The 18952-nt window shown below is 72.5% G+C and carries 26 protein-coding genes; 14 read left to right on the top strand and 12 right to left on the bottom strand.

Annotated features, from left to right (window positions below):
- Nucleotides 1–3: 3 nt before the first annotated feature.
- The 3 genes from Drose_RS22250 to Drose_RS22240 form a co-directional block, all read right to left on the bottom strand.
- On the bottom strand, nucleotides 4–963 hold the full coding sequence (locus tag Drose_RS22250; RefSeq protein ID WP_260729782.1) for a TIGR03885 family FMN-dependent LLM class oxidoreductase: 960 nt from the start codon (nucleotides 961–963) through the stop codon (nucleotides 4–6).
- 131 nt (nucleotides 964–1094) lie between these two features.
- Nucleotides 1095–1532, bottom strand: a complete 438-nt coding sequence (locus Drose_RS22245; protein WP_260723229.1) for a PAS domain-containing protein — start codon at nucleotides 1530–1532, stop codon at nucleotides 1095–1097.
- A 208-nt stretch (nucleotides 1533–1740) separates the two neighbouring features.
- The gene (locus tag Drose_RS22240; protein WP_260723228.1) at nucleotides 1741–2073 is read right to left on the bottom strand and encodes a hypothetical protein; all 333 of its coding nucleotides are present in this window, start codon (nucleotides 2071–2073) and stop codon (nucleotides 1741–1743) included.
- Nucleotides 2074–2124: 51 nt separating this feature from the next.
- Here Drose_RS22240 and Drose_RS22235 point away from each other — a divergent pair, with 51 nt between their 5' ends.
- On the top strand, nucleotides 2125–2322 hold the full coding sequence (locus Drose_RS22235) for a hypothetical protein (protein WP_260723227.1): 198 nt from the start codon (nucleotides 2125–2127) through the stop codon (nucleotides 2320–2322).
- A gap of 18 nt (nucleotides 2323–2340) precedes the next feature.
- On the opposite strand, the gene Drose_RS22230 is transcribed toward Drose_RS22235, so the two are convergent.
- Together Drose_RS22230 and Drose_RS22225 are read right to left on the bottom strand one after the other, a co-directional pair.
- The gene (locus Drose_RS22230; RefSeq protein WP_260723226.1) at nucleotides 2341–3033 is read right to left on the bottom strand and encodes a response regulator; all 693 of its coding nucleotides are present in this window, start codon (nucleotides 3031–3033) and stop codon (nucleotides 2341–2343) included.
- Nucleotides 3034–3056: 23 nt separating this feature from the next.
- Nucleotides 3057–4658: a sensor histidine kinase gene (locus Drose_RS22225; RefSeq protein WP_260723225.1), complete on the bottom strand. Its 1602-nt coding sequence runs from the start codon at nucleotides 4656–4658 to the stop codon at nucleotides 3057–3059.
- A gap of 109 nt (nucleotides 4659–4767) precedes the next feature.
- Between Drose_RS22225 and Drose_RS22220 the strand changes: the two genes are divergently transcribed.
- The gene (locus Drose_RS22220; protein ID WP_260723224.1) at nucleotides 4768–6162 is read left to right on the top strand and encodes a cation:dicarboxylate symporter family transporter; all 1395 of its coding nucleotides are present in this window, start codon (nucleotides 4768–4770) and stop codon (nucleotides 6160–6162) included.
- 204 nt (nucleotides 6163–6366) lie between these two features.
- On the opposite strand, the gene Drose_RS22215 is transcribed toward Drose_RS22220, so the two are convergent.
- Both Drose_RS22215 and Drose_RS22210 read right to left on the bottom strand, forming a co-directional pair.
- Nucleotides 6367–7023 carry a C40 family peptidase gene (locus Drose_RS22215; RefSeq protein WP_260729781.1) on the bottom strand — a complete coding sequence of 219 codons (657 nt, stop codon included), beginning with the start codon at nucleotides 7021–7023 and terminating at the stop codon, nucleotides 6367–6369.
- A gap of 222 nt (nucleotides 7024–7245) precedes the next feature.
- Nucleotides 7246–7929, bottom strand: a complete 684-nt coding sequence (locus Drose_RS22210) for an MIP/aquaporin family protein (RefSeq protein ID WP_260723223.1) — start codon at nucleotides 7927–7929, stop codon at nucleotides 7246–7248.
- Between the two features lie 183 nt (nucleotides 7930–8112).
- On the opposite strand from Drose_RS22210, the gene Drose_RS22205 reads away from it, so the two are divergent.
- Genes Drose_RS22205 through Drose_RS22195 form a run of 3 tightly spaced genes read left to right on the top strand, consistent with a single transcriptional unit; the run spans nucleotide 8113 to nucleotide 9950 of the window.
- Nucleotides 8113–8673 (top strand): CBS domain-containing protein, encoded by a 561-nt coding sequence (locus Drose_RS22205; protein WP_260723222.1) that lies wholly within the window; start codon nucleotides 8113–8115, stop codon nucleotides 8671–8673.
- An 8-nt stretch (nucleotides 8674–8681) separates the two neighbouring features.
- Nucleotides 8682–9341 (top strand): AAA family ATPase, encoded by a 660-nt coding sequence (locus Drose_RS22200; RefSeq protein WP_260723221.1) that lies wholly within the window; start codon nucleotides 8682–8684, stop codon nucleotides 9339–9341.
- A 33-nt stretch (nucleotides 9342–9374) separates the two neighbouring features.
- Nucleotides 9375–9950 carry a hypothetical protein gene (locus Drose_RS22195; RefSeq protein ID WP_260723220.1) on the top strand — a complete coding sequence of 192 codons (576 nt, stop codon included), beginning with the start codon at nucleotides 9375–9377 and terminating at the stop codon, nucleotides 9948–9950.
- Between the two features lie 49 nt (nucleotides 9951–9999).
- Here the strand turns inward: Drose_RS22195 and Drose_RS22190 are convergent, their stop codons facing one another.
- Nucleotides 10000–10503 carry a flavin reductase family protein gene (locus Drose_RS22190; RefSeq protein WP_260723219.1) on the bottom strand — a complete coding sequence of 168 codons (504 nt, stop codon included), beginning with the start codon at nucleotides 10501–10503 and terminating at the stop codon, nucleotides 10000–10002.
- A gap of 381 nt (nucleotides 10504–10884) precedes the next feature.
- Here Drose_RS22190 and Drose_RS22185 point away from each other — a divergent pair, with 381 nt between their 5' ends.
- The 5 genes from Drose_RS22185 to Drose_RS22165 all read left to right on the top strand — a co-directional run bounded on the left by Drose_RS22185 (nucleotide 10885) and on the right by Drose_RS22165 (nucleotide 15290).
- A complete protein-coding gene (locus Drose_RS22185) occupies nucleotides 10885–11247 on the top strand; it encodes a histone-like nucleoid-structuring protein Lsr2 (protein WP_260723218.1) in 363 nt (120 codons plus the stop codon).
- Nucleotides 11248–12023: 776 nt separating this feature from the next.
- The gene (locus tag Drose_RS22180; protein ID WP_260723217.1) at nucleotides 12024–13328 is read left to right on the top strand and encodes an acyltransferase family protein; all 1305 of its coding nucleotides are present in this window, start codon (nucleotides 12024–12026) and stop codon (nucleotides 13326–13328) included.
- Nucleotides 13329–13498: 170 nt separating this feature from the next.
- Nucleotides 13499–13918 (top strand): PPOX class F420-dependent oxidoreductase, encoded by a 420-nt coding sequence (locus Drose_RS22175; RefSeq protein ID WP_260723216.1) that lies wholly within the window; start codon nucleotides 13499–13501, stop codon nucleotides 13916–13918.
- A 222-nt stretch (nucleotides 13919–14140) separates the two neighbouring features.
- Entirely contained in the window at nucleotides 14141–14419 is a 279-nt protein-coding gene (locus Drose_RS22170) for a YggT family protein (protein ID WP_260723215.1), read from the top strand.
- A gap of 544 nt (nucleotides 14420–14963) precedes the next feature.
- On the top strand, nucleotides 14964–15290 hold the full coding sequence (locus Drose_RS22165; RefSeq protein WP_260723214.1) for a hypothetical protein: 327 nt from the start codon (nucleotides 14964–14966) through the stop codon (nucleotides 15288–15290).
- An 89-nt stretch (nucleotides 15291–15379) separates the two neighbouring features.
- Here the strand turns inward: Drose_RS22165 and Drose_RS22160 are convergent, their stop codons facing one another.
- A complete protein-coding gene (locus Drose_RS22160; protein ID WP_260723213.1) occupies nucleotides 15380–15559 on the bottom strand; it encodes a DUF3073 domain-containing protein in 180 nt (59 codons plus the stop codon).
- A gap of 339 nt (nucleotides 15560–15898) precedes the next feature.
- Here Drose_RS22160 and Drose_RS22155 point away from each other — a divergent pair, with 339 nt between their 5' ends.
- The 4 genes from Drose_RS22155 (at nucleotide 15899) to Drose_RS22140 (ending at nucleotide 17965) form a co-directional block, all read left to right on the top strand.
- Nucleotides 15899–16450 (top strand): NUDIX hydrolase, encoded by a 552-nt coding sequence (locus Drose_RS22155; RefSeq protein ID WP_260723212.1) that lies wholly within the window; start codon nucleotides 15899–15901, stop codon nucleotides 16448–16450.
- Nucleotides 16451–16705: 255 nt separating this feature from the next.
- On the top strand, nucleotides 16706–16921 hold the full coding sequence (locus Drose_RS22150; protein WP_260723211.1) for a hypothetical protein: 216 nt from the start codon (nucleotides 16706–16708) through the stop codon (nucleotides 16919–16921).
- Between the two features lie 166 nt (nucleotides 16922–17087).
- A complete protein-coding gene (locus Drose_RS22145) occupies nucleotides 17088–17840 on the top strand; it encodes an SDR family oxidoreductase (RefSeq protein ID WP_260723210.1) in 753 nt (250 codons plus the stop codon).
- Nucleotides 17837–17965 (top strand): hypothetical protein, encoded by a 129-nt coding sequence (locus Drose_RS22140; protein ID WP_260723209.1) that lies wholly within the window; start codon nucleotides 17837–17839, stop codon nucleotides 17963–17965. The genes Drose_RS22145 and Drose_RS22140 overlap by 4 nt, the downstream gene beginning before the upstream one ends.
- Here the strand turns inward: Drose_RS22140 and Drose_RS22135 are convergent.
- The 3 genes from Drose_RS22135 to Drose_RS22125 form a co-directional block, all read right to left on the bottom strand.
- Entirely contained in the window at nucleotides 17937–18320 is a 384-nt protein-coding gene (locus tag Drose_RS22135; RefSeq protein WP_260723208.1) for a VOC family protein, read from the bottom strand. The genes Drose_RS22140 and Drose_RS22135 overlap by 29 nt on opposite strands.
- A gap of 9 nt (nucleotides 18321–18329) precedes the next feature.
- Nucleotides 18330–18512 carry a hypothetical protein gene (locus tag Drose_RS22130; protein ID WP_260723207.1) on the bottom strand — a complete coding sequence of 61 codons (183 nt, stop codon included), beginning with the start codon at nucleotides 18510–18512 and terminating at the stop codon, nucleotides 18330–18332.
- Between the two features lie 193 nt (nucleotides 18513–18705).
- The gene (locus Drose_RS22125; RefSeq protein ID WP_260723206.1) at nucleotides 18706–18912 is read right to left on the bottom strand and encodes a hypothetical protein; all 207 of its coding nucleotides are present in this window, start codon (nucleotides 18910–18912) and stop codon (nucleotides 18706–18708) included.
- Nucleotides 18913–18952 lie beyond the last annotated feature (40 nt).

The following is an 18952-nucleotide window of genomic DNA, read 5'->3' as shown; positions in this document are numbered from 1 at the left end:
TGACTACCGGGTCAGTTGCGGAAGCACCTTGGCGCCGAACGTGTCGATGAAGGCCGCCTGCCGCTGGCCGACGTGGTGCAGATAGATCTGGTCGAAGCCCAGCTCGACGTATCCGTTGAGGATCTCGGCGTGCCGGGCCGGGTCGGCGCTCACGTGGACGATCCGCCCGACCTGCTCGGCGGTGACCTCCCGCGACACCTCGTCGAAGTGGTCGGTCATCTCGAGGTCCCAGCAGACGGGCGCCGCGAAGACGTTGCTGCGCCACTGGTCGTGCGCGATCGCCGTCGCCTCCTCCTGGGTCGGGGCCCAGCTAAGATGCACCTGGAGGCAGATCTCGCCGCGGCCGCCGGCCCCGCGGTACGCCTCGATCATGCGGCGCAGGCGCTCGACCGGCTGGTTGACGGTGATCAGGCCGTCGGCCCACTCGGCGACCCAGCCGGCGGTCTCGACGCTGACGGCCGGCCCGATCAGCCGCACCGGCTCGTCCGGGCGGGTCCACAGCCGGGCCCGGTCGACGGTGACGAGCCCGTCGTGGCTGACCTCCTCGCCGGCCAGCAGCGCCCGGATGATGTCGACGCACTCGCGCAGCCGCGCGTTGCGGACGTCCTTGCGCGGCCAGCCACCGCCGGTGATGTGCTCGTTGCTGGCCTCACCGGTGCCCAGCGCCGCCCAGAACCGCCCCGGGTACATCGCGGCGAGCGTGCCGATCGACTGGGCGATGATCGCTGGATGGTACCGCTGACCGGGGGCGTTGACGATCCCGAACGGCAGGCCGGTGGCCTGTAGGGCGGCCCCGAGCCACGACCAGGCGAAGCCGGAGTGGCCCTGCCGGGCGCTCCACGGCGAGAAGTGGTCGGAACACATGGCGGCGGCGAATCCCGCCGCCTCGGCGCGCCGCACCGCGTCCAGCAGCGCGGCCGGGTGGATCTGCTCATGCGAGTTGTGGAAGCCGATGACCGTCATGCCGGGACGTGGTACCCATTCGGCGCCGCCGGGATGCGCCCGCGTCGCCGGCCGCGCCGGGCCGGCGCCGCGCGCGGCGAGCGCAGCGGCCGCCGCTACGCGGCGGCGGTGCGTGACGCCCCTCAGCCGGTTCACGGGCGGCGGAGCTCGAACCAGACCTGCTTGCCGCCCGCCGACTGCGGGGCCACGGTGAGCTGCCGGAGGTCGACGAAACGGGCGGCGAACCCGTCCCCGAACGGCCCGACGGACAGCTCGAAGTGCCCGGAGAGGGTGGCCCGGTCGTGGTACACCGTCCGGGTCATCGGCTTTCGCCGCTCGACCACCTGCCGGTACAGCCGCAGGGTGCCGTCGTGCATCGCGTCCGGCCACAGCCGGCGGCACCGGACGCCCAGCAGCGCCTCCCTCGCCCGGCCCAGCAGCCGGCACCCGGCGTCGTTGACGTAGGTGAGCTCGAAGTCGACGATGTGCCCTCCCTCGCGCACCGAACGCGCGAGAGCCCAGCCCTGGGAGTCGGCGTCGAGCATGACCAGCAGCTCGGCGTCGGGGAGGCGTCCGGCATCGCCCGCCACGTGCGGCCCCCCTCCCGGGATCCGCCCAACAGTCTCCATTTCTGACGATACGCGGTGACCTCACCTGGGCCGTTCAGCCGTTCACCGCGGGTGCCCCGGCGAAGCGGTTGCCGACGGCGGCCACCGCCACGACGACAGGGCCCGCGACGGCCGCGGTGAGCGCGATCGACCCGACGCGCTGGCTCCGGCGGGCGTAGGCCGTCAGCGGTCAGAGCCGCGCCAGCAGCCCCAGGACGCAGACGGCGGCCAGGATCAACCCGCCCACCGTGGTGAGGGCGATCCCGACGGCGAGCGCGACCCCGCTGCCCCGCTCGACGGCCCGGCGCGGCGCTGCGCCGGACACCTCCCGCGCCCGGATGTCGAGGCGAGGGCCGGCGTCCGGGCGCCGGTCGGTGGAGCGGTCGAGGTAGGCGAAGCGCCTCCGGCGAGCCGTGGCGACCAGTTCCCCGGATGTGTTGCGGCTGCCGACCCACGGCGCGGGCCGTCCGGCTCCGGCCGAGTCCGTGAGGCGGTGGTCATGCTCGTACAAGCCCTGGCCCATGCCGGCCCCTCTCTGCTCGACGCTCGTTCGTCCACGAACGACGGACGATATATGAAGGAGCGCACGACGCTGTATGCCCGTTACGGTCGACGCTCCACCCGCTGTCTCCTTTCCCGAGCACGACACGCGCCTCGGTGCGCGTTCCGCCTCGATCCCGCCGCCGTGCCGCTCGACTTCACCGTCGCCGGCCCGGTGCGCGACTACAACGGCCCCGGCCACGATCTCATGACGTTCGAGCGCGGCGTCTGACGCGGACCCGATGAGATCCTAGGTGGACTCCGGCGGGCGGTACTCGACCTCCGGACGGCCCGGGCCGCCGTAGCGCGGCACCCGGACGACCCGGCCGGTGTCGGCGAGATGCTCGAGGTACCGGCGGGCCGTCACGCGGGAGGTGCCGGCCAGTTCGGCGGTCTCCGCCGCCGACAGGCCACCGCCCGGCCCGGCCCCGCGCAGCGCCGCCAGGACGACGTCGAGCGTGGCCGTGTCGAGCCCCTTCGGCAACGACGCTGCCGGTGTGCCGCGCAGCGTCGCGAAGACCCGGTCGACCTCGTGCTGGGCGGCCACCTCACCGCTGCCGAGCACCTGGCTGCGGTAGCGCGCGTACCGCTCCAGCTTGTCGTGGAACGCCGCGAACGTGAACGGCTTGAGCAGGTAGTGCGTCACCCCGAGAGCGACGGCGGCGCGGATCATCGCGATGTCGCGGGCCGAGGTCACCGCCAGCACGTCGGTGCTGCTGCCGGCCGACCGCAGGGCCCGGCACACCTCCAGGCCGTGCCTGTCGGGCAGGTTGAGGTCGAGCAGGACCAGGTCGACGGGTTCGGACCGCAGGACGGCCAGCGCCTCCCGCGCGGTGTGCACCACGCCGACGACCGTGAACCCGGCCAGCCGCTCCGCGTACGCGCGGTGCGCGTCCGCGATCAACGGCTCGTCATCGACCACCAGCACCCTGATCTCCGTCATGCCACCTCCTCGCTCCGGACCGGTCACGTGCCCTCCGTTTCGTTCCGGACCGATGATGACGAACTCGTGAGCCAGACGGTGACGACGGCGCCGCCGCCGTCGGCGGGCGTCACGGTGAGCCGCCCGCCGTGGCGCCGCACGACCTGCCCGACCAGCGCGAGGCCGAGCCCGCGCCCCTCCTGCTTGGTCGACCAGCCCCGCCGGAACGCGTCGGCGACCTGCGCCTCGGGCAGGCCCGGGCCGGTGTCGCCGACCCGGATGACCACCTCGCCGGCGGCCTGCCGGATCAGCACCGTGACCCGCCGGGGCGGGTCGGTGCCGGCGACGGCCTCGAGCGCGTTGTCGACGAGGTTGCCGACGACGGTGATCAGGTCGCGGCTCGGCAACGAGGTGTCGTCGAGCCGGGACTCCGCGTCGACCTCCAGTTCGACGCCGCGCTCGCTGGCCTGCGCGGCCTTGCCGAGCAGCAGCGCGGCCAGGGCCGGCTCGGTGACGGCGCCGACGACCCGGTCGGTGAGCTGCTGGGCGAGGGCCAGCTCCGCCGTCGCGAGCTGCACGGCCTCGTCGGTCCGGCCCAGCTCCACCATCGTCAGGACGGTGTGCAGCCGGTTCGCGGCCTCGTGGGCCTGCGCCCGCAGCGCCTCGGTCAGCCCGCGCACCGAGTCCAGCTCGCCGGTCAGCGCCCGCAGCTCCGTGTGGTCGCGCAGCGTGAGCACGGTCCCGAGGCGCCGCCCGCCGAACCGCGTGGCGCGCTGGTTGGCCACGAGCACCCGGTCGCCGGCGAGGACCGGCTCGTCCTCCGCGGAGCGGCCGGAGGTGACCAGCTCCGCGATCGGCGGCGGCAGGTCGGCGTCGGTCACCTGCCGGCCGGCGCCGTCGATCTCGGGTAGCCCCAGCAGCCGGCGCGCCTCGTCGTTGGCGAGCGCGACGCGGCCCTTGAGGTCGACCACGATGAGTCCCTCCCGGACGGCGTGCAGGACCCCGTCGTAGTACTCGTACATGCGGGTCATCTCGGCCGGCCCGAGGCCGTGGGTCTGGCGCCGCAGCCGGCGGCTGAGCAGCCACGCGCCCGCCGCGGCGAGGAGCAGCGCCGCGCCCGTGGCCAGCGCGACCGCCGGCGCCTGCCGTAGCAGCCGGCGGTTGACGGTCTCGGTCCTGATGCCGACCGAGACCAGCGCGACGACCCGGCCGCCGGCGTCCCGGACCGGGACGACGGAACGGACCGACTCGCCGAGGCTGCCGGTGAAGGTCTCCACGACGGTGCCGCCGCGCAGGGCCGGCTCGATCGTGCCGGTGAACGGCTTGCCGACGAGGTCGCGGGTGGGGTGGGTGTAGCGGGTGCGGTCCGGGGCCATGATGACGACGAAGTCGGTGTGCGTGGCGGTCTGGATGGCGTCGGCGTAGGGCCGCAGGCGCCCCGGCGGATCGGCGCCGGTCACGGCGTCGACCACGAACGGCGACCGGGCCACGGTCTCGGCGACGGCGACCACGAGGTCGGTCGCCGCGTCCTTGGCGTCGTCACGGGCGAGCAGCACGGCGCCGGTCGTCCCGCCGGCCACCAGCAGGGTCACGACCAGCACCTGGAGGGCGAAAAGCTGCCCGGCGATGCTCCAACGGCGTCTCATGGGGTGCTTCCGTTTCAAGGTCGCGAGGAGGACGAAGCGGTACGGGGTGCGTGTGAACAGAATGAACGTAACGGTGCCGGCCGGTGAGACGTAGGCCACATTCTGCGGCATGGACACCTCGCCCCCTGTCCCGCAGGCCACCGCACCAGCCCGGCGGGACCGCACGCACTACCTCTACATCGCCGTGATCGTGGCGGTGGTCGCCGGCATCGCCTTCGGGTTCCTGGCGCCCGAGGCCGCGAAGGAACTCCGGCCGGTCGGCACGGGTTTCGTCAATCTCATCAAGATGATGATCAGCCCGATCATCTTCTGCACGATCGTGCTGGGCATCGGCTCGGTCCGGAAGGCCGCCAAGGTCGGCCGGGTCGGCGGGCTGGCCCTCGGCTACTTCCTCGTCATGTCGACCGTCGCACTGGCGATCGGTCTGGTGGTCGGCAACATCGTCCACCCCGGCTCCGGCCTGCACCTCAGCGAGGCGGTCGCCAAGGCGGGCCAGAAGGCCGCCAGCGGCGCACCGGCCGAGAGCACCGCCGACTTCGTCCTGGGTGTGATCCCGACCTCGCTGCTGTCCTCGCTGACCTCGGGCGAGGTGCTGCAGACCCTGCTCGTCGCCCTGCTCGTCGGCTTCGCCGTGCAGGCGATGGGCTCGCGCGGCGAGCCGGTGCTGGCCGCGATCGGCGTGATCCAGCGTCTCGTCTTCAAGATCCTCGCGATGATCATGTGGCTAGCGCCGATCGGCGCGTTCGGCGCGATGTCGGCCGTGGTCGGCGCGACCGGCGTCGACGCGTTGAAGAGCCTGGCGCAGATCATGCTCGGCTTCTACGTCACCTGCGCGATCTTCGTGTTCGTGGTCCTCGGGCTGCTGGTGCGGCTGGTCTCCGGCATCAACCTGTTCAGCCTGCTGCGGTACCTCGGCCGCGAGTTCCTGCTGATCCTGTCGACCTCGTCGTCGGAGTCGGCGCTGCCCCGGCTGATCGCGAAGATGGAGCACGTCGGCGTCAGCCGGTCGGTCGTCGGTATCACGGTGCCCACCGGGTACTCCTTCAACCTCGACGGCACCGCCATCTACCTCACGATGGCGTCGCTGTTCGTCGCTCAGGCGATGGGCGATCCGCTGTCGCTGGGCGAGCAACTGTCGTTGCTCCTCTTCATGATCATCGCGTCGAAGGGTGCCGCCGGCATCACCGGCGCGGGCCTGGCCACGCTCGCCGGCGGCCTGCAGAGCCACCGCCCGGACCTCGTCGACGGCGTGGGCCTCATCGTCGGGATCGACCGGTTCATGTCCGAGGCGCGGGCTCTGACCAACTTCGCCGGCAACGCGGTCGCGACGGTCGTCGTCGGTACCTGGACCGGCGAGTTCGACAAGGAACGCGCCCGGGTCGTCCTGGCCGGCGAGGACCCGTTCGACGAGAGCACCATGGTCGATGACACCGACGACGCGCACGACGCGCACGACGTGCCGGTGTCCCCGGTGTCCGCGGCGCCGCGTCCCGTCCAGGCCTAGGCACGCCGAGCCCGTCCGTCCGGTCTCCCCGCGACCCGGGCGGACGGGCCGCCCGGCCCGTGGGCGCCGACGGCGTGATCCGGGTGATCCGGGCCGGGCTCCGGCCGGTCGCGAGCCGCGGCGCCTCCGTGCGGGCGTGCAGGGCCCGACGTCGCGGCGGACCGCCTCCTCGTCCGTCCACCGCGTGCCCTCGAACGTCGGTCCCTACAGGAATCGGTACGCGACGCCGCCGCGCACCGGGGCCGTCCGCACACCGGCGCTCGGGTTGGCGGCCTCGACCACCCGGCCGTTGCCGAGATAGATGGCGACATGGCCGGGTGTGTGGATGATGTCACCGGGCCTCCACTGTCCATTGGGGACCCTGTGCCCGCGGGCGGCGATCTGCTCGGACTGGTGCGGCAGGCCGATGCCGACCCGCGCGTACGACGCCATCACGAGACCGGAACAGTCGAACGCCCGCGGGCCGGCAGCGGCCCACACGTAGGGTTTGCCAACCTGGGCGAGCGCGTACTGCAGGACGACGGCGGCCTGTCCGGACGCGGGTGCGGCGACGGCCAGGATGTTCGTCCGCGGCTTCGGGGGCCTGCTGCCGCGGGGGTTCTTCGGCGTCCTGGTCGCGGGCTTCACGACCGCGGGTTTCTGCACCGCGGGGGGTCTGGCGGCGGGCTGGAGCGCCTGGGGTTTCGACGGTGGTCGGCGGTTGAAGGCGCGGGTGGCGCGTTCGGCGGCGACTCGCTGCTGGTCTGGCGGCGCCGGGAGGCTGACGGTGGGCGTCGCCGGTTCGTGCGTGGCGACGGCGGCCGGTGCGGGCAGGATGACGATGGACACGGCGACAGCGCCCGCGCACAGGCGGGCCAGCATGGTATACACGACGGCTCCAGGATTCGGTCCGGGGCTCGGCTGCGCATCCCGCGGCCACCGTGTGCGGCCTCGCGCCCGGCCATCGCGGCGCGGGCATTCCGGGAACCCGGACGTGAATGTGCGGTTGTATTCGGCCGGAATGAGGGCCGGGTGTCATCTGGAACCTATGGCACACCACAAGATCGAGCGGTGTTCACCAGTGATCTCACACCCGCCGTCACCCTAGGGCGCGGGAGCTTGCGTGGCCTCGACGGGCTCGGTCCTGGACGGCTGCTCTTCCGGATTGAGCACGAGGAACACCGAGCCGGCCGCGAAGCCGGCGATGACCTGGACGACGAGGTAGAGCGCGGCGATGTGCCACGCCAGCAGCCCCATCACGGCGGCGCCGATCGTGACCGCGGGGTTGAACGCGGCTCCGGAGATCCGGCCGACGGCGACCGTGCCGGCGGTGATGGTGAAGCCGATGGCCAGCCCGTAGAAGGCGTTGTTCGGATTGCTCCTGCTCGTCGCGACGTTGAGCATGACGTAGGCCAGCGCGAACGTGAACAGCAGCTCGACGAGCAGTGCCGTGACCAACCGCCGTCCGGACACGTCCAGGGGTGCGATGCCCGTCGGGTTCATCACCCAGTAGGCCACCACCGCACCGACGACACCACCGGCGAACTGGGCCACCCAGTAGGCGATCGCGTCGGGCAGGTCGATCCGGCGCCGGACGAGCACGCCGAGGGTCAGCGCGGGGTTGTAGTGGCCGCCGGACACGTGCGCGCCGGCGTAGACCATGACCATGAAGATGGCGCCGATGGCCAGCGCCGCGAGGGGGGTGCCGGACAGCACGCTGGTGCCGACCGTGAACACCAGGAAGAACGCCCCGATGAACTCGGTGGCGTAGGCAGCGTACTTGTGCATGGCTCTCTCCTCACCATGGGCAGGTCGTTCGCTGCGCGGGCACCGCGCCGGCCGGCTGGCCGTGGGCGCGTCCGGACTGATGCCCTGTCCCGCGGGATTTAGGCCGCGGACGGCCGAGAGGTGAGGTCGCCGCCGTCCGGGGCATTTCCCGATGGGGTTCCTACGCGTTCTCGGGAGGTCCGGATGCGTGTGAAGGACATCATGAGCCGGCCCGCGCACACGGTGCGAGCCGATCAGCCGGTCGCCGACGCGCTCGCGCTGCTCCGGCGGGAACACATCGCCTCGGCCCCGGTGGTGGACGACGACGGTGTGCTCGTCGGCCTGATCAGCGAGCTGGACGTGCTGCGCGCCCAGCCGGGTGGCGGATCGCGGCCGGTCAGTGAGGTGATGTCGGGCCACCCGGTCGCCGCCTGGCCCGACGCGGACATCGCGGAGCTCGCCCGCCTGATGGTCGACCGCGACGCGCACAACGTGCCGGTGGTCACCGGGGAACACGTCCTCGGTGTGGTCAGCCATCGCGACGTGCTGCGCACGGTGGTGCCGACCGACGAGACGGCGGCGGCGGAGGCACAGCGACGTCTCGACGCCTACGCGGCCGGGCGTCCACGATGGACGGTCTCCGTCACGGGTGGCGCGGCCACCGTCACCGGTCCGCTCGTCGACGACACCGACCGGGCCGTCGTCGAGGCGCTGGTCGGCACCACCGCGGGCATCCGCGACGTGCTGGTCGCGGATGCGCGATGATGCATCCTGTGGATCCCGGGTCTCTACGCGAGCGACTGCGGCACGTCTACTGGATCGGGGGCGGCAGCGGCGCGGGCAAGTCGACCGTCGCCCGGCGGCTGGCGGAGCGGCACGGGCTGGTGCACTACTCGACCGACGCCGTGATGAGGGACCACGCCGGGCGGAGCACGCCCGGCGACAGCCCTCACCTGCACGGGTTCATGGCCATGGACATGGACGAACGGTGGGTGCACCGGTCCCCGGAGATCATGCTGGAGACGTTCCACTGGTACCGCGGTGAGGGCTTCGGCCTGATCGTCGAGGACCTTCTGCGGCTCCCGGCCGGGCCGCCGGTCGTCGCCGAGGGCTTCCGGCTGCTGCCGGGTCTTGTCCGGTCGCTGCTGGCCGGGCCCGGCCATGCCGTCTGGCTGCTGCCGACGCCCGGCTTCCGGCGGGCCGCGTTCGACAGCCGGGGTTCACTGTGGGAGATCGCCGGCCGGACCGGCGATCCGGAACGGGCACTGCACAATCTCCTGGAGCGCGACCGGATGTTCACGGACCGCCTTCGCGTGGAGACGAGGCAGCTCGGCCTGCCGGCCATCGAGGTCGACACCACGACGACCGAGGGCGAACTGGCCGGGCGGGCGGCGGAGGCGCTCGGACTCCCGGCGGCACCGCCGGACCCGTGATCGCGGCGGGCTCGGGCCTGGCAGGATGCCCGGATGACCTACGAGCCGTTGGACGAACGCGACGGTCACGTCGCCGGGATCGAGTCGCTGACGGTGGACGGACGCCGGTACTACTTCGGCTTCGACCACAGCAGCGATCTGGTCGTCTCACCGCTGATCGACGACGCCGCCGCGATGGCCGAGTTCGCCGCCGAGCACCTGGCGCAGACCGACGGCCGGCACGACGCGGCCTACTGGTCCGAGCTGGTCGCCGACGCCGTGGACGAGTCCATGCTCACCGACGACCGGGCGGACACCGAGCTGGACACCGGCGCGCTGCGGGCCGGCGAGACGACCTACCACCTGCGGTACCTCATGGGCGCGGCGGTCGGCTGGACCGAGGAGCTGTTCGAGGACGAGGCGGTGGCCGCGGCCCTGACCCGGCTCGGCCTCGACCCGGACGACGGCTGGGAGACGATCGACGGCTGCCTGGAGCTCGACAGCCCGGACGCGGGCCTGGTGCTGCGCCGCTACCTCGCCCATCTGGCCGAGAACCTGCCCGGCAACTGGCGCACGATCCTCGGGCCGCTGCTCGTGGAGGCCCCGACCGTGCGTGACGCCGACCGTTGAGTGCTCTGCCCTCGGGCCTCGGCGGCGAATCCGCGATGTCGCCGGGCGGTCATCCGTCGAAGCGGTGATACGCGCGGTCGTGGTAGACGAGCGGTTGCCCGCCGGACGGGCGGGTCAGCACCTCCAGCACCTCGGCCGCCACCAGGGTCGCGTCGCCGACGGGGATCGCGTGCAGGCGCCGGCAGCGCATCACGACGCCGGCGCCGGCGAGTGCCGGTTCGCCGGTCGGCAGGGTCATCCAGCCCTGGTCGGCGGTGAAGCGCGGGCCGCCGCTGGTCGCGAACGCCCGGGCGAGGTCGACGCTGCCGGCGTGCAGCAGGTGCACGACGAACGTCTCCGCGTCGAGCAGGGCGCGTGCGGACAGGCCGGCACCCAGGGAGAACGACAGCGCGGGCGGGGCCGCCGACACCGACGCGACACTGGACACGGTCAGCCCGACGGGGCCGTGCGCGCCGCGCGCGGCGACGAGCGCCACACCGGCGGGATGGCCCCGGAACACCGCCCGGAACTCGTCGACCAGGCCGGCGCGGCCGGCGCCGTCCGTTCGCGTCACCGCAGCGGTCACCGTCCTGCCCTTCCACCTCGGCGGCGTCCGCCCGAACGGCCACCAAGGAAACGCTAATACCTCAACCTAGGTTGAGGTCAATGGCCGGCGGGTATGAGGCCGATCGTCGCCTTCGGTCACCTGGCCCGCAGCCATGGGGCACCGGTACCACGGCCGGATGTCCGCGCCGGGACTTCCGCCATTACCCGGAACGGCAGAATCTCCCTTCCGGAATTGTGTTGTAGGGGTGCGCTCCCATTCGCGGGGAAATGCTGATACGGCCGCGTCATTTGGTGCCAAACGACTTGTGTGACAATGTGTCCCGATCGCGTCTCCGGGTAAGTAACCGGGCAGGCGCACATGACCGGCACGAAAGGGAAGGAACGGGTTGTGGCGAGGCGCGTGATCCAGGAAGTGGTCGACGACATCGACGGCAAGCCGGCGGACGAGACCGTGTCGTTCGGGATCGACGGCGTGGACTACGAGATCGACCTCACCGCGGTGCACGCGAGTGAGCTGCGCGAGGCTTTCGCGCCGTTCATCGTGGCGGGGAAGAAGGTCGGCCGGCACAGCGCTGCCGCCGCCCCCGGCCGTGCGGGCCGGACGGCGGTGCCGCAGGGCCCCACCCGCGGCGACCGGGACCGCAACCGGGCCATCCGGGAGTGGGCACAGCGCAACGGCATCGAGATCTCGGAGCGGGGCCGGCTCGCCCAGGACGTCATCGACCGGTACGACGCCGCCGGCGGACGCTGAGGGACGCTGAGGCACGGCCGGGGAGCATCCGGCGTACCAGATTGGCGCCGGAACCTCCCCGGCGGCCCGGCGCGGACGTAGCGTCGGACGGGTGGACAGTCGAACCCGTCCGACGGCCCGGCAGGGCCGGACGCACCGGTCCGGGCGCGGTGCCGATCCGTTCCCGGACCGCTGACCCGTGGTGACCCCGCCGGCGGCGGGTCGCTCGGCCGGATCTCGCGTCGTCAGTACGGGAGATAGCGAACTTTTCCCGAATATCGGACCTTCGGGAAATTTCGCGGCACCACCGGCGTGCGCCGAACCCCGCTCCTCGGTCACCTCGGAGATTTGTACGGCCGAAGCGGACGGCGGCCACGCGGAATTGATCGGTTGTTCGGGACGCTCCATCGGCATTTCGCCGCTCACCTCCGGTTCGCCGTAGTACGTTTCCTGGGACGGTCATGGCACGGGGGCGGTGGGGATGCGGGCAATGTGCGATGCCGTGGCCGGTGACTCGGCCCGCACGGACGCGCGGGCCGCCGAGGGGTGCGGCGGCGGGGTGGCGCGGCCTGCCCTGAGCCGCTCGCGGTTGATGACCCGGCGGCGCTGACCCCCGCACGTTCCTCGTCTCCGGCCTTCCCGCGACGCGGGTCACGGTTTCGCGTGCCCTGCCGGTGTTACGCCGTGCCGGGGCGACACCTGGCATCCGTCGCCGGAAGCGCCGACGGCCTCACCTGTCCGAGGTCGGTGCCGGGTGTCAGCGCTGGTCCAGGTACCTCTCAAAGAAATGATCTTGAATGCGGAAGCTGTGGCGGTTCGGCCTGCGGGGGCGGTTGGCGGGTGTGTTCAACGGCCGGGACAACGGATTCGGGACGGTCCGGCTGGGGCTGGCCCTGTCGGTGGTGATCACGCACGCGACGTCACTGGGATTCGGCTGGGAGGACCTGGGGCTGGCGGCGTTTCGCGGCCAGACGAACGTCGGGACCTTCGCCGTGTTCGGATTCTTCGTGTTGTCGGGCCTGCTGATCACGAGGAGTGCGCGGCGGGTGTCGCTGCCGCGGTTCGTGTGGCACCGGGCGTTGCGGATCCTGCCGGGGCTGTGGGTGTGCCTGCTGGTGACGGCGTTCCTGGTCGCGCCGCTGGTGGCCTGGCACGAGCGGGGGAGCCTGGCGGGGTTCTGGGACTGGCCGCGGGGACCGGTGCGGTACGTGTTGGCGAACTGGTTCGTCGGCGTCCGCCAGTACGGTATCCAGGACCTCCTCGCCGCGAGCACACCGTGGGGCCGGCAGACCGAATCGAGCGTCTTCGACGGCGCGTTGTGGTCGCTGGTGTACGAGGTGGCCTGCTACGCGGTGACCGGGTTGCTGGGCGTCACCATGGTGCTGCGCCGGCAGCGGTGGCTGGTGCCGGTCACGGCCCTGGTGCTGTACGGCCTGATCGTCGCTGACCAGGTGCAGGGCCGCGAGCTGGCGGGTCCGCCTGCGGCGCACTACGGCATGGTCAACCTGCCGCTGGTGGGGGAGGTGTTCCCGCACTGGCTGATCTACCTGGGCTTCCTGTTCCTGGCGGGAGCGACACTGGAGCTGTACCGCGAGCGGATCCCGGTGCACGACGTCCTCGGTGCCGCCTCCGCCGTGCTGCTGGTGGTGTCGCTGCTGGCGGGCGGCTTCTTCGTGGTGGGCCTCCCGGCACTCGTCTATCTGCTGGTGTGGGCCGGCGTACGGCTGCCGCGGGTGTTCCACGGGATCGGGCGGCGCAACGACTACTCGTACGGCATCTACATCTACGGCTTCGTCGGGCAGCAGGTCTTCGCCGGCTTCGGCCTGAACCGGTGGGGCTACCTGCCGTTCACCGCTTTGTCGCTGGTCGCGGCGGTCGCGGCCGGGATGCTGTCCTGGCACCTCGTCGAGAAACGCGCCATGCGGCACAAGGACTGGACACCGCGCCGGTTCCGCCGCGCGGTGGCCGTGCCCGTCATGGTGGGCCCCAGGCGGAGCACCGCGGTCTGGAGCGACGACCCCACGGCCCCGAAGGCGGGCGTGGTGGCGAAGGACGGACCGGTCGTCGGCCGTGGTGAGGAACCGCAGAGGGCCCGAAGGTAGGCGTGCGGCCGCCGGCGGGCGGACCGCCGTCTCGGCCGGGCTCGGTCGGCCCCCGATCCGCGGCCGACGGGCGCGCGTCACGAGGGTCGCCGCCGGCCGCGCTGGGCGGATCATGCCGGTGTTCATCCGGCCCCGGCCGCCGGGCGCGGAAGACTTCAGGTGTGGCAACGATGACCGAGCCCGAGGCCCTCTCCTTCCTGGCGGAAGGCACCCACACCGGCAAGCTGGCCACGGCCGGACCGTCGGCCGACCCGCACGTGGCGCCGATCTGGTTCGTCATCGACGGCCGCGACCTGGTCTTCAGCACCGGCACGACCTCGGTGAAGGGCCGTCATCTGCGGGCCAACCCGACGGCGGCGCTCACCGTGGACGTGGAGGAGTTCCCGTACCACTTCGTGACCGTCCGCGGCGGGGTGTCGCTCGTCGAGGACCCGCCGGACCTGGTGACCTGGGCGACCCGGATCGCCGAACGGTACGTGCCGGCGGGGGAGGCGGAGAAGTACGGCCAGATCAACAGCACGGCCGGCAGCCTGTTGTGCCGGTTGCGGATCGAACGACTCGTCGGAGTCCGAGACATCGCTGTCGTCTAGCCCCGTTTTGCGCGTCGATCTTGCAGTTGTGGTGCCGAGACACTCCCTGGATGACCGGTTTGTCAGGCACCACAACTGCAAGATCGGCGAGGGGGCCGGGCGACGTTGGTGGTACCGCGCCATCAGCGGTCTGTGACCAAACGCGCACCTGTTGCTCAGCTTGTTCACAACAAACTGACGCACAGTTGACGCACGTCCCGTCCGGGCTTCTGGAGGTACCGCATGCAATCGATCCTCGGCGTCGTGAGCCTGCTGCTGCTCGTCGCGCAGTTGCTGCTCATCGCCCGCGCGGTGCTGGACTGGAGCGTGGCGCTGGCCGGCCCGGCGCCGTCCACGTCGATCCGGTCGCGGCTGTCCTCGGCGGTGCACGCCGTCACCGAGCCGGTGCTCGCCCCGGTCCGCCGGGTGCTGCCACCCGTGCGATTCCGGTCGGTCGCGATCGACCTGTCGTTCATCGTCGTGTTCCTGGCCATCGTGCTGGTCCGTGCCCTGATCGGCTAACGTTCGCCGGAAGATCGGGTCGAGTCGTCACCGTCCACCGCCACCGCACGCGACCCGTGACACGGCCGCGAGGAGTCAGCTCCGGGCCTGACCGCCGGCGGTGATCCGCTCCGCGCCGCGATCCCGGCCCGGCAAGCCGGGCCAGAGCCGGCGGTGGCACCACGATCACCGGGCACTTCGCCGCGTGGAGGCAGCCGCGGACGACCCCGCTCGGCCACGGCAGCCGCCATCCGCGGGCGCCGAGCACGGGCAGGTCACGCTCGTCGCAGGTCACGCTCGTCGCAGGTCACGCTCGTCGCAGGTCACGCTCGTCGCAGGTCACGCTCGTCGCAGGTCACGCTCGTCGCAGATCATGCGAGGTGTACCGGCATGTGCTCGGTCGGCTCGCCGTGAGGTCCGGCCAGGGGCAGGCGGCGCGAACGTTCGCGGGCCGGGTGCCGTGGTCGTCTACCGTGGGCACCGCCGGTGCGACGTGCCCGGCCAGGTCACGTCTGGCCGGGCGGGCAGTGCCGGCCGTCATGACAGCGGGAGTATCGGAGTGGCCATGGCCGAACAGGTGCGGGTGCCGGCCGAGGATGCCGGCAGTGATGAGTTCTCCGGGTTCGCGCACACCTACAACGGCTACGAGCTGCACGGAGGCCTGGAGGCCCTCGCCGCCGTGGTCGGATCCGTGCGGGATCGCTGGCAGCGGACCGGAGGACTCGGCGAGGACGTCGACGTGCTGCGGGCGTGCCTGTTCTACGAAGCCCGCGCGCACCGTTTCGCCGGCGGCCTCGGCCGGTTCGGCCAGGAGCCGTTCGTCGCCGCCCTGGTGGCGCGTATCCGGTCGGTGTCCGGCGGGTTCGTGCCGGTCAAGGGGACGGTCGTCTGAGCGGCGGCGCCGGTGTGCTCGACCGTATCGGGCGTGCGCTCGGCTGCGGATCTGGGACTGCTCGGGCGGCGGCTCGGACCCGCTTCGCGTCAGCGTGCGGGGCGGTCGTCACGCTCGCTGGGGTGCTCCAGCACGCCGGGCTCATGATCGCCGGATTGCTGCGCGCCGGCCAGCTCGTGCTGCAACGCGGCGAGGTCGGTGGGCGGGCTGAAGTACTTCAACTCCCGGGCGATCCGCGCTTGCTTGGCCTTGGCTCGTCCGCGTCCCATAGCCTGCTCCCCGTGTCCGCGTGGAAGGCGGCGTCGCCGCCGCGAAGGTAAGTTCGTGTCGGCCACGGTACATCGATACGGCCCCAGGTGCGAGACAGAACCGTGACTGGACGGTAGCGACCTGGTGTGGTGGTGCCCGGCGTCACCTCGCCCGACGGCCGGCGCCCACGTCCCGGTGCTGCCGGGGCGAGCGGCGGCTACCTCGACGGCGGCCCCGTGTCGCCCGCGAACGTGTCACGCGCGGTTGCGGCGGTCACGCTGGGGAAGGCCGCGGACCAATTGGTCATTGTGGTCGTACCGGCGGCCGGTGCCCTTCCGGCCGGGCCGTAGGCTGTCGCCATGCTTGCCGAGCTGCTGTCCGGCTACCGTGCCGGTGGCCCGACCGAGGCCGGGGACGTCGCGCGGGTCGCCGAGCTGCTGCGGGCCGTCGACGACCCGTGGAGCCGCTCGATCCCGCTGCACGTCACGGGCTCGGCGCTGATCGTGCATCCGCCGACGGGGCGCGTACTGCTGCGCTGGCACGAGCGGCAGCGGGCGTGGCTGCAGGTCGGCGGGCACGGCGACCCGGGGGAGACGGATCCGGTCGAGGTGGCCCTGCGGGAGGGTCGCGAGGAGACCGGCCTGACGGATCTCGTGCCGTGGCCGGACGCCGCCGTCGTGCACGTCGTCGTCGTTCCCGTGGCCGCGAAGGGCGACGAGCCGGCGCACGAGCACGCCGACGTGCGTGTCCTGCTCGCGACCGCCGACCCGGACGCCGCCCGCCCCGAGAAGCCGGACGCGCCGCTGCGCTGGCTCACCGTCGCCGAGGCGCTGGCCGCCACGACGGAGACCAACCTGCGCGAGACGATCCACCGCGCGGCCGCGTTAATGGCCCCCACCCGGCCGCGTTAACCCCCCACCCGACCACGCCGACCCCCACCCGGCCGCGCCGTCCCCACCCGACCGCGCCGACCCCCACCCGGCCGCGCCGACCCCCACCCCGCCGCGCCGACCCCCACCCCGCTGCGTTGATCATGCAGTTGTGGTGCCTGACAAACCCGGACATCGCGGGAGTTTCGTGGCACCACAAGTGCATGATCAACGCAGTCCGGGGGGTGGGGTGGGAACCCGGGGCGCGGCGGCGCCGTCGTAGTGATCGTGGACGTGATGAGGCGAGCCGGCGACGCCGCGTGGCTGGAGGAGCCCGCGTCGCCGGCCGCCGGCACTCTGCCGCGCGACGACCGGACCTCCGTGATCACCTTGACGCTGTTCGCGGTCGTGGCGGCCGGGGCGGTCGCGGTGGTGATCGCCGTCCTGCGGCACGCCGCTGCGAGAATTGCCGGAATTCCGGCGGCTGTGGAGCGGATCCTGCCGCGTCCTTGACGCCGCGTGGGCCGTCCGAACGAACGGCACCGTCCGCGGCACGGCGTGAGTCCGGGTGTGAGCCGGACCCGGGCTGCCGGTTCTTTTCGGCCGTACGTGCTGGCTCCCGCCGCTTTGTGGGTAGGTCGCCGGCGAGGAGCGCCCGGTCGGAACAGAAAGGGTCGTCATGAAGATCGTGGTAGTCGGTGGTACCGGTCTGATCGGGTCGAAGGTGGTGGCGTGGCTCGGTGAGCAGGGTCACGAGGCGGTGGCCGCGGCGCCGAGCCGCGGCGTCAACACCCTCACGGGTGAGGGCCTGGCCGAGGCCCTGGCCGGCGCCTCGGTGGCCGTCGACGTGGCCAACTCGCCGTCCTTCGACCCCGCCGCGGTCCTGGAGTTCTTCGAGACCTCCACCCGCAACCTGCTCGCCGCGGAGGAGGCCGCGGGGGTCGGCCACCACGTCGCGCTGTCGATCGTGGGCATCGACCGCACGCCGGACAACGGTTACTTCCAGGCGAAGATCGCCCAGGAGGCGCTCATCGAGAAGTCGTCGATCCCGTTCACCATCGTGCGGGCCACCCAGTTCTTCGAGTTCACCCGCGGCATCGCCGACGCGTCCACCGAGGCCGGCACCGTCCGCCTGCCGCACGCGTTCTACCAGCCCATCGCGGCGGAAGAGGTTTCCGCGGCCGTCGCCCGGGCCGCGGTGGCCGCGCCGGTGAACGGCAGGGTCGAGGTGGCCGGGCCGGAGGCGGTCCGGATGGACGAGTTCGTCCGGACCGCGTTGGCCGGCTGGAACGACCCGCGGCAGGTCGTCGGGGACCCGCACGGCACGTACTTCGGCTCCGAGGTGGGGGAGCGGGCCCTGCTGCCGGGCGCCGGCGCGACCATCGGCCGGATCAGCTTCCGTGACTGGCTCGACCGGACCGCGGCGCGGTGAGCGAGCCGGACGACCTGCGCAGGCTCAAGGCGGACGTGCGGGTCGAGCTGCGCCTGGCCGAGCCGCGCCGCCGGGGGAGCCGGTCCCCGTACCGGCTCAGCGCCCGGAGCCGTACGGACGGGTGATGATCTCGAGGTTGTGGCCGTCGGGGTCGGACCAGTAGAGGCCGCGTCCGCCGTCGTTGCGGTTGATGCGGCCCGGCTCCGAGTGGAACGGATCCGCCCAGTAGTCCAGCCCGCGCTCGGTGATCCGGTCGTGGATCCGGTCGAACTCCTCCTCGGTGACCAGAAACGCGTAGTGCTGCACGGCGATCGGGCCGGGGGCGGTGGCGACGTCGAGCGAGACGCCGTTGGCTAGCTGGACGACCAGGAACGGACCGTAGCGGGCCGGCGGCGGCAGGCCGAGCAGGTCGGCCAGGAAGGCGGCGGTGCGCGGCCCGTCGCTGGCGTGGACGATGGTGTGGTTGAGCTGTACCGGCATGCTGTCCTCCTACCCCACCTGGCGACGTTCGCACGACTTCGGGGCACGGCCGAGCAGGCGGGCCGGCCGGCGCCCGCGGCGCAGCACGGTCGCCTCGTCGGAGGTGCCGAGGAACAACAGCCGCGCCGTCAGGAACAGTAGCGTCTCCGGTTCATGCGGAGCGGCCCCTCCGCTGCGTCGCGGACCGCTCACGCGGTCGCGGCCAGGACGAGGTACATGGCGTCGTCGTCGCGGCCCCCGACGACCGGTGCCGTGTGGCGGCGGGCGGTTTCGCCTCCACCTGTGCGGCCAGTACCAGGGAGTTCATGGCGGCGATCTCCGGCGGCCACGGTCGCCGTCGGCACCCGTCGTCGCGCGTCCGGGAGTTGCGGGCCCTGCCGGAGGGTCAGGCGGCCGACGCCGGCCAGCCGTCGAGGTCGGGATCGCGGGGCAGCGGCTCGACAGCCGCTGTGACGCTGCTCGCATAGGTGCCCGTGGGGCACGGCGCGACGTGCCCGCACGCCGGGCAGGTCCCGTCCGGACCGGGCTGATGCCGGCTGAATACCTCGGCCGCGGTGTCGGCGAGAACGCTACCGGCGCGAACTATGTACACAAGTGCTCCTTGGCGGGTTCGGGTGTCGAGCGCCGTCATT

It is taken from the genome of Dactylosporangium roseum, assembly GCF_025264685.1.
GTDB classification, from domain to species: Bacteria; Actinomycetota; Actinomycetes; order Mycobacteriales; family Micromonosporaceae; genus Dactylosporangium; species Dactylosporangium roseum.
This window is presented reverse-complemented; position numbering and strand designations above follow the sequence as displayed.